4 protein-coding genes are annotated in these 8,336 nt (G+C 74.2%); all 4 read right to left on the minus strand.

Features of this window, described 5'->3' with window-relative positions; genetic code table 11:
- Window positions 1-2,536 (minus strand): dTMP kinase (gene tmk, locus ACFV6I_RS34870; protein WP_380429857.1); only part of this gene is annotated, 2,536 nt, incomplete at its 3' end.
- A gap of 216 nt (window positions 2,537-2,752) precedes the next feature.
- Window positions 2,753-5,620 carry a type I DNA topoisomerase gene (gene topA / locus ACFV6I_RS34875; RefSeq protein WP_380429860.1) on the minus strand — a complete coding sequence of 956 codons (2,868 nt, stop codon included), beginning with the start codon at window positions 5,618-5,620 and terminating at the stop codon, window positions 2,753-2,755.
- A 390-nt stretch (window positions 5,621-6,010) separates the two neighbouring features.
- Window positions 6,011-6,469, minus strand: coding sequence for a DUF3592 domain-containing protein (locus ACFV6I_RS34880; protein ID WP_063348697.1), 459 nt, complete (start codon window positions 6,467-6,469; stop codon window positions 6,011-6,013).
- Window positions 6,470-6,718: 249 nt separating this feature from the next.
- Complete coding sequence (locus ACFV6I_RS34885) at window positions 6,719-8,251, minus strand: methyltransferase (RefSeq protein ID WP_063348696.1); 1,533 nt, start codon at window positions 8,249-8,251, stop codon at window positions 6,719-6,721.
- Window positions 8,252-8,336 lie beyond the last annotated feature (85 nt).

The following is an 8,336-nucleotide window of genomic DNA, read 5'->3' on the forward strand; positions in this document are numbered from 1 at the left end:
TGCGCGGGGGGGCCTGCGCGGCCCCCCGGGATTCCGCCGCGGCCCTCCGCTGGCCCTCCTCCTCGGCGCGGCGGCGGGCTTCCTCCTCCGCCCGACGGCGGGCCTCCTCCTCGGCCTTGCGCCGGGCCTCGGCGGCGGCCCGTTCGGCCTCCTCCTTGGCCAGCCGCTCCTGCTCGGCCTGTTCGGCCCGCAGCTGCGCCAGCACTTCCTGCCGCTTGCGCTCGGCGGCCTCGGCCTCGGCCTTCTTGCGGGCCTCCTCGGCGGCGCGCCGCTCGGCCTCTTCGCGGGCGAGCCGCTCCTGCTCGGCGCGGGCGTCCTTCTCCTGCTCGGAGAGCGGCAGCTCGCGGTCGAGCCGGTGCCGGATGGCGGTGGTGACGAAGCCGGGGGCCTGGCTGCCGTCGACGACCAGGTAGCGCGCCGGGTCGGCGGCCGCGAGGGCGAGGAAGCCGGCCCGGACCCGCTGGTGGAACTCGGTGGGCTCGGACTCCAGCCGGTCGAGCGCCTCGGTGAAGCGCTCCCGGGCCCTGGTCGGGTCGACGTCCAGGACGACGGTCAGGTCGGGCAGCAGCCCGCCGGTCGCCCAGCGGGAGATCCGGGCGACCTCGGTGGCGGCCAGGTCGCGTCCGGCGCCCTGGTAGGCGATGGAGGAGTCCATGTACCGGTCGGTGATCACCACGGCGCCGCGGGCGAGGGCCGGCCGGATGACGTTCTCGACGTGCTCGGCCCGGTCGGCGGCGTAGATCAGCGCCTCGGCGCGGTGCGACAGGCCGGTGTTGCCGACGTCCAGGACGAGGCCGCGCAGCCGCTGGCCGACCGGGCTGCCGCCGGGCTCGCGGGTGAGCACGACCTCGTGCCCCTTGCCGCGGATCCACTCGGCGAGCGCCTGGGCCTGGGTGGACTTGCCGGCGCCGTCGCCGCCCTCCAGGGCGATGAAGAAGCCGGTACCGGCGCCCTGGCGCGGGGCCGGGCCGACGGCGCCGCGCACCGCGTCGACCAGGTCCCGGCCGAAGGGCGCGGTGCCGCGCCGGTCGTCGGTCCGCAGCAGGACGACGGCGGCGAGGACCAGCGTGAGCAGCCCCGAGGTGGCGACGGCCAGGGCCGCACCGCCGTGGATGAAGGTGAACGAGCCGGGCTCGACCGTGCCGTACTCGACGTCCCCGTACGCCGCGGCGATCAGCGGGACGATGACCAGCGCGGCGCCGACCACGACCCGCAGCACCGCGTACAGGTGCTCGGTGACCTTCGGCAGCCGGGCCTCCTCGACCTCCTGGCCGAGCAGGGTGCGCCCGGCGGAGACGACGATCCCGGCGGTGAGGCCGGCCAGCACGATGAGGGCCAGGACGAGGACGAAGTCCAGCACCAGCCCGGCCAGGATCAGCGCCACACCCTCGGTGAGCAGCGCCAGCGCGAGCAGGCGGCGGCGGGAGAGCGCGGGCAGCGTGGCCCGGGTGAGCCGGGAGCCGAGGGCGGGCGCCGCGGTGGCGGCGAGGACCAGCAGGCCGTAGCCGATCGGCCCGGCCCGGTGCTCGGCGGCGGTGAGCAGCGCGAGCGCGGCGACGCCGGCCATCGAGGCGTACCCGGCGGCGACGGCGAAGGTGAAGTACGGGGCGCTGCCGGTGCGGCCCTTGCTCAGCGCGGGGCCGGGCGTGGCGTCGGTGGGGGCGCGCAGGCCCTGCAGCGGCGAGTGCGGGGCGACGGCCACCGGGCCGACGGGCAGCTGCTGGAGGTAGTCGCGGGCGGCCGAGGCGGCGAACAGGCCGGCCGCGCCGAGCGCGGCGAAGGTGACCTGGTGGGCCCGGAGCCAGTCCGAGCCGAGAGCGGCGCCGATGTTGTTCAGCAGGGTGAGGGCGACCAGGCCGGCGGCCGCGAGCGGCAGGGTGGCCCAGCCGGTGAAGCGGTCGATGCTCCGGACGGTGTCCAGGTGGGCGGCGGCGGGCCGCTGCTCGGCGGCGGGGGCGTACGGATCGGCGGGCGGCAGCAGGCCCGGGACGGCGGCGTCCTTGGCGATCCCCCGGACCCGCTCGGCGGCACCGGTGACGAACACGGTGGCGAGCAGGACGTAGGCGGCGGCGCCGGAGGGCTTCGGGCCGGAGCCCAGCCAGACGGTCCACCAGGGGGCGAGGCCGATCAACAGGGCGCACAGCGCGTCGGCGCCGAACAGCGTCCAGCGCCGGTCCAGCCGGCCGGCGACCAGTCGGTGCACCGGTCCGAGCAGCGCGACGCCGACCAGCCCGGTGGCCGCCAGCCGGACGGCGAGGACCGCCGTGACGGCGAAGGCGAGGCTGCGCGGCAAGGCGCCGAGCTGACCGCCGAGGGCGACGGCGATCACGGTGAGCGCGAGCAGCACCAGCAGGCCGAGCCGGTCGGCGGTGCCGCCGATCAGCTGGGTGGTCCACAGGCGCCGGTAGGGGCGCGTCCGCAGCAGCGCGCGAGCCCGGTCGACCGGGGTCCCGGCTGGCGCGACCTCGGGCAGCCCGGACGTGGCGTCGCGGGCGGCCGGGGCGGCGCTGGGGGTGGGCTGCTCCTCGCTCGTCATACGGTCAGCGTAGCGGGCTGGGGTTGACCGGAATGAGATGAACGGGGTTCCGGATCCCGCTCATCACCGGGTTGTGACGTTCCGCGCACACCGTCCGACCGGCCTCGGGCCCGCGTCCCCGGGGTGGGGTCGCGGGCCCGTAAGCGCTGGCGGGGCACTGGCGGAGGCGCTGGCAGCGGCACCGACGGAGCCCCCTGCCGGAGGATCCGGAGGAGATCAGCCCTCGTCGGTGGCCGCGGCCTTCCCGACGGCGGTCTTCTTGGCCGCCGTCTTCTTCGCCGCGGTCGCCTTCGTCGCGGTCTTCTTGGCGGCGGTCTTCTTCGCGGCCGCGGTCGTGGTGGCCGCAGTCTTGGTCGCCGTCGCCTTCTTGGCCGGGGCCTTCTTCGCCGGGGCCTTCTTCGCCGTCTTCTTCACCGGCCCGCGCGCCCGCTTCTCGGCGAGCAGCTCGTAGCCGCGCTCCGGCGTGATGGTCTCGACCTCGTCGTCCTTGCGGAGCGTGGCGTTGGTCTCGCCGTCGGTCACGTACGGCCCGAAGCGGCCGTCCTTGACCACGACGGGACGCTCGCTGACCGGGTCGGTGCCCAGCTCCTTGAGCGGCGGGGCGGCGGCGGCCCGGCCGCGCTGCTTGGGCTGGGCGTAGATGGCCAGGGCCTCCTCCAGGGTGACCGTGAACATCTGCTCCTCGTCGGTGAGCGAGCGGGAGTCGGTGCCGCGCTTGAGGTACGGGCCGTAGCGGCCGTTCTGCGCGGTGATCTCCACGCCCTCGGCGTCGGCGCCGACCACGCGCGGCAGCGAGAGCAGCCGCAGCGCGTCCTCCAGGGTGACGGCGTCCAGCGACATCGTCTTCAGCAGCGAGGCGGTGCGCGGCTTGACCGCGTTCTTGCCGGTCTTGGGCGTGCCCTCGGGCAGGATCTCGGTCACGTAGGGGCCGTAGCGGCCGTCCTTGGCGACCAGCATGTTGCCGCTGACCGGGTCCGGGCCGAGCTCGAAGTCGCCGCTGGGCTTGGCCAGCAGTTCCTCGGCCAGCTCGACGGTGAGCTCGTCCGGCGGCAGCTCGTCGGGGATGTCGGCGCGCTGGCCGGGCTCGCCCTCGACGTCGGAGGCGCGCTCGACGTACGGGCCGTAGCGGCCGACCCGCAGGGTGATGTCGTCGCTGATCCGGAACGAGCTGATCTCCCGGGCGTCGATCGCGCCGAGGTCGGTGACCAGTTCCTTCAGGCCGCCCAGGTGGTCGCCGTCGCCGTTGCCGGCCTCGGCGGCGCCGCCGGTCGCGTGGCCGTCGCCCTCGCCGAAGTAGAAGCGCTTCAGCCACGGCACGGACTTGGCCTCGCCGGCCGCGATCCGGTCGAGGTCGTCCTCCATCTTGGCCGTGAAGTCGTAGTCGACCAGCCGGCCGAAGTGCTTCTCCAGGAGGTTGACCACGGCGAAGGAGAGGAAGGACGGGACGAGCGCCGTCCCCTTCTTGAACACGTACCGGCGCTGGATGATCGTGTCGATGATCGACGCGTAGGTGGAGGGGCGACCGATCTCCCGGTCCTCCAGCTCCTTGACCAGCGAGGCCTCGGTGTAGCGGGCCGGCGGCTTGGTGGCGTGGCCCTCGGGGGTGAGCTGCTCGGCGGCCAGCGGGTCGCCCTCGACGACCTGCGGCAGCCGGCGCTCGCGGTCGTCCAGCTCGGCGTTCGGGTCGTCCGCGCCCTCGACGTAGGCCTTGAGGAAGCCGTGGAAGGTGATGATCTTGCCGGAGGCGGAGAACTCGACGTCACGGCCGTCCGCGGACGCGCCGCCGACCTTGACGGTCACCGACTGGCCGACCGCGTCCTTCATCTGGGAGGCGACGGTGCGCATCCAGATCAGCTCGTAGAGCCGGAAGTCGTCACCGGTCAGGCCGGTCTCGGCGGGGGTGCGGAAGCGGTCGCCGGAGGGGCGGACGGCCTCGTGCGCCTCCTGCGCGTTCTTGACCTTGCTGGCGTAGGTGCGCGGGGCGTCCGGCAGGTAGTCGGCCCCGTACAGCTGGGTGACCTGCGCGCGGGCGGCGGAGATCGCGGTCTCCGACAGCGTGGTGGAGTCGGTGCGCATATAGGTGATGAAGCCGTTCTCGTACAGCTTCTGGGCCACCTGCATGGTCCGCTTGGCGCCGAAGCCCAGCTTGCGGCTGGCCTCCTGCTGGAGCGTGGTGGTGCGGAACGGCGCGTACGGCGAGCGGCGGTAGGGCTTGGACTCGACGCTGCGGACGCTGAACGCGGTCTGCTCCAGGGCGGCGGCCAGCTGCCGGGCGGCCTGCTCGTCCAGGTGCAGCGTGTTGGCGCTGCCGGCCTTCAGTCGGCCGTCCGAGCCGAAGTCGCGGCCGGTGGCGATCCGCTTGCCGTCCACCGAGGACAGGCGGGCGCCGAGGGTCTCCGGGTTGGCCGCGTCGGCCGGGGTGCGGCCGGTACCGAAGGTGCCGACCAGGTCCCAGTACGAGGCGGTGCGGAAGGCGATCCGCTCGCGCTCGCGCTCGACCACCAGCCGGGTCGCGACGGACTGCACCCGGCCCGCCGAGAGCTTCGGCATGACCTTCTTCCACAGCACCGGCGAGACCTCGAAGCCGTAGAGGCGGTCGAGGATGCGGCGGGTCTCCTGGGCGTCGACCAGGCGCTGGTTGAGCTCGCGCGGGTTGGCCACCGCCTCCTGGATCGCCGTCTTGGTGATCTCGTGGAAGACCATCCGGTGCACCGGCACCTTGGGCTTGAGCACCTGCTGGAGGTGCCACGCGATGGCCTCGCCCTCGCGGTCCTCATCGGTGGCGAGGAAGAGCTCGTCGGACTCCGCGAGCAGCGACTTCAACTTGCTGACCTGGGACTTCTTGTCCGCGTTGACCACGTAGATGGGGGCGAAGTCGTGGTCGACGTCCACCCCGAGGCGGCGCACCTCGCCGGTGTACTTGTCCGGGACCTCCGCCGCGGTACTGGGGAGGTCGCGGATGTGCCCGACGCTCGCCTCGACGATGTAGCCGGGGCCCAGGTAGCCCTTGATCGTCTTCGCCTTGGCCGGCGACTCGACAATGACGAGTCGCTGTCCGTGCGCGGTCTCGCTGCTCGGGGACACCTTCGCTCTTCTCTCCCGGTCCTTATCTGGGCTGGTCGGCGCCGGCAGCACGGGCTGCGCTCCGCCCGACCCCTCCACCGCCCCGGGGCTGCCGCTGTACGACGACCCCACCAGCGGAGTGTGACCGTACCCCGGCCACTCTTGTCAAACGGAAGGATCCCGCGTTTTCACTTTGCCGGGCTCACCGACGCCACTCGAACGGTAACCCGATGACAGAGGTTCGCGCCCCGTGGAGGGGGGGTTCGGCGGGTTCCGGAGGATGGAATGACGGATTTCAAAATCTGTCAACGGAATATCGACGGCCCCACGGAGGGCCGCAGCGGGGCCTCCGCAGAGCGCCGGCCACCGGTTCCCGGCGAGCCCGACCGGGGTCGGGCATACGCCCAGGATTCAGCCGTTGACCGCCACGAGCAGCCCGGCACCCGCCGCCAGACAACCCATGCCGAGCACGCTCCACAGCAGGTCGGCGACGGCGGCCCGGCGGACCTCCCCGGCCGCCAGCACCACCCGGCTCGGGCGGCGCGGGTCGTAGCAGATCCGCACCGGGGCGCCCGGAGTGAAGCGGTCCGGACGGCGCAGCGGGGTGTGTCCGCGCGGACGGGTGAGCACCAGCTCGGCGATCCGGCCCGCTCCGGCCCCTTCGGCCGGGGGCAGGACGGAGAAGGAGAGCAGCGGGGCGCTGTCGAGCTGGCCGTGCGCCTCGTCCTCGGCCACGACCGTGGCCACCGCCGACGCCCCCGAGCGGCGCATCCGGTGGCGCAGGCGCACCTCGGCGGCGCACCAGAGCAGCAGCACGCCACCGAAGAGGGCGAGCACCAGCCCGCCCACCGTCGCCGTCGTCGTGTCCACCCCTGGCCCCCGGCTCCCCAGCTCTGTCCACAGCCTGTGGACAGAGCCTCACAGCAGGGGGCCAACGCGCGGCGGCCGACCGGAGACCGCCGGACGAACCGGGGAGTACGGGAAGGTGAACCGGCGCCGACCGCCCCCGCCAGGGGCGCCGCACCGAGGGCGCCGCGCCCGGGTGCATCACCCCGAGGACGCCGCGCCGGGTGCGCCGGGTGCGCCGCGGGTCAGGCGCGCCGCGCCAGGTGAACCGGGTCAGCCTGCCGGGCGGATGAACCCCTGCTCGGTCAGCAGCCGCAGCGACTCGGGCACCCGGTCCCGCAGCACCACCCGGTCCTCGCCGAGCAACTGCGCGATGGCGTCCACGATCTCGCCCGCCGACAGCGAACCGTCACAGACCCCGACGAAACCGGCACCCACCGTGTCCACCTTGGTGGCCCGCCGCATGCCCCGGTTGTGACGCAGGATCACGTGCTCCGGGTCCTCCGCGCCCGGCTCGCCGACCTGCTCCTGGACCACCTCGTCGGCCAGCACGTAACGGGTCGCGAGCAGGCCCGCGTCGTCGTGCGAACGCAGGAAGTCCTGCCGGTCGAACCACTCCTCGATGTGCGGGCCCAGCGGCTGCTCCACCGGGTGCGGCCACTCCTCCACCCGGACGGTCGGGCGCTCCGCGCCGCTCGCCCGCAGGGTGATCCAGCCCATGCCGATGCCCTCGACCCGGCCCGCCTCGAAGGCGTCCAGCCACTCGCCGTACCGGGCCTGGTAGTCGCCGCCCGGACCGCGGTGATCGCCGCCGTCCCGCAGCCACAACTCGGCGTACTGGGCGACGTCCTGGACCTCCCGCTGGACGATCCAGGCGTCCAGTCCGGTGCCCGCCACCCAGCCGGCCAGCCGCTCGTGCCAGTCCTCGCCCTTGACGTGCTGCCAGTTGGCGAGCAACTGGCAGTAGCCGCCCGGCTCCAGGTGGTCGGCGGCCGAGCGGACCAGGCTGCGGCACAGGTCGTCGCCGGCCATGCCACCGTCGCGGTAGGTGAACCGGCCGGTCGGCGAGATCACGAACGGCGGGTTGGAGACGATCAGGTCGAACCGGCGCTCCCCGACCGGCTCGAAGAGGCTGCCGGTGAGTGCCTCCCGCCGCTCGAAACCGGACAGCGCCAGGGTCAGCTCGGAGAAGCGCAGCGCGCGGGGGTTCAGGTCGGTGGTGGTCACCTGCCCGGCGTGCCGGGCCGCGTGCAGCGCCTGCACACCGGAACCCGAACCGAGGTCCAGCGCGGACCGGACCGGACGGCGCACGGTGATGTTGGCCAGCGTCGTCGACGCGCCGCCGACCCCGAGCACCAGGTCCTTGCGGGCCACCCCGTGCGCGGTCTCGCCGGATCCGATACCGCCCGCGCCACCCACCGCGCAGCCCAGGTCGGACACCACCCAGGCGTCCGAACTGTCCATCCCGGCCACCTCGTTGGCGTACGGCCGGACGTCCACCGTCGCCCGCACCAGCTCACCGTCGGAGCGCAGCCAGCCGTCGGCCAGGCAGTCCTCGACCGGCAGCGCGGCCGCGGCCACCCGGTACGGCACCGGCTGCTGGAGCAGGAACAGCCGGACCAGCGTCTCCAGCGGGCTGCCGCCCCTGGTCGCCCGCAGCGCCGGCACGGCCTCGCTACGGGCCAACGCCGCATAGCCGGTGGGCCCGAGCAGGTCGAGGCAGCCATCGGCGGTGAACGAGGCGGCGAGCAGCGCCTCACGCAACTTGGCGAGGCGGGTCTGGTCGAGAACGGGGCTACTGATCACCCCGCCATTGTCCCCCGCCCCGGACCGGGCGGGCGGCGGGTCCGGGGGGGGGCGGGGGGCGTGGTGGGGGCCGGCGTCGGGGGGA

The organism is Kitasatospora sp. NPDC059803 (genome assembly GCF_042732255.1).
Classification (GTDB): domain Bacteria; phylum Actinomycetota; class Actinomycetes; order Streptomycetales; family Streptomycetaceae; genus Kitasatospora.